The following is a 1,142-nucleotide window of genomic DNA, read 5'->3' on the forward strand; positions in this document are numbered from 1 at the left end:
AACCCGGAGCGCGCCCGCGCGAGCCGGGGCGAAGGCGTCTGGGGCGCCTTCCCCCGCGCCGGGCGCGCGCAGGCCACGCCGGGCGGCGGCAGGGGCGGCCGGAGCGGCGACGGCGGCAATCGCGGCCACCGCAACTGAGCCACCCCGATCGGCCTTGCCTGTCGACACGCCTTGCGGAGTGCGACCGCACAGGATAGGGGCACCCTCCGGTATGCGGAGCGGTGGCCGAGTGGTCGATGGCGCACGCCTGGAAAGTGTGTAGGGGTTAATAGCTCCTCGAGGGTTCGAATCCCTCCCGCTCCGCCAATACTGTGATGCAAGTCATTGATTTCTCTACGTTTTTCTGGCGTTTTCCCTTTCAGCCCCACCAATCAACCCACTCTGCAGCTCCGGTTACGGTGAGCATCCTAGGCTGGCGGCCTCGAAGCTTCTTTGGAAGGCGTGCAGGTTAACCAAGCTCGGGCAAACTTGGTGGGAAACGGACGGGCCGCCTTTGAGCGGCGCGACGTCGTAGCCGGACGCTCGTTCATTACGAATTGGTCTGCAGCTACGCGCCCTAATACCAGTCGTTCAGTATCATGGATGCGGTTCCCAAAAGCCGTCGTTCGCTCGTCCTACTGCCTTCGTTTGTCAACGAGGGGGGCAAGCAGACGCTAGTCGCCGCCGCTAGAGCGGTTTCCTATCAGTCTGCATCGTAACCGGCGTTGGCGAAGTAGTTGGCGCATTCCTGCGGCGGGTAAAGGTCGAGGATGCAGCCGATGGCGTTCCACAGGCCGTGAATGGTGCGCTCGGCGGCTTTGCGCAGGTGCGCCTTGAGCTTGGAGAAGGCCTGCTCGATCGGGTTGAAGTCGGGGCTGTAGGGGGGGAGGAAGAGCAGCGTCGCGCCCGCCGCTTCGATCGCCTCCCGGGCGGCCGGGGCTTTGTGGCTCGACAGATTGTCCATGATGACGATGTCGCCGGGCGAGAGGTCGGGCACCAGCACCTGACGGACATAGGCGATGAAGGCATCGCGGTTGATCGGTCCGTCGAGCACCATCGGCGCGACCATGCCGGTGCGGCGCAGCCCGGCGACGAGGGTGGTGGTCTTCCAGTGTCCATGAGGTACGCCCGAGCGCAGGCGTTCGCCGCGCCGGCAGCGACCA

Annotated in this window: 1 protein-coding gene and 1 tRNA gene; one reads left to right on the forward strand and one right to left on the reverse strand. The window is 65.3% G+C overall.

Going from position 1 to position 1,142, the window contains the following annotated elements; all coding sequences use genetic code 11:
- Nucleotides 1-215: 215 nt before the first annotated feature.
- Nucleotides 216-306, forward strand: a tRNA-Ser gene (locus tag FOY91_RS21345).
- A 376-nt stretch (nt 307-682) separates the two neighbouring features.
- Here FOY91_RS21345 and FOY91_RS21350 read toward each other — a convergent pair.
- Nucleotides 683-1,142: IS630 family transposase (locus tag FOY91_RS21350; protein WP_145156083.1), on the reverse strand; the 460-nt coding region annotated here is incomplete at its 5' end.

The sequence above is a fragment of the Alterirhizorhabdus solaris genome, from assembly GCF_007785815.1.
GTDB classification, from domain to species: Bacteria; Pseudomonadota; Alphaproteobacteria; order Sphingomonadales; family Sphingomonadaceae; genus Alterirhizorhabdus; species Alterirhizorhabdus solaris.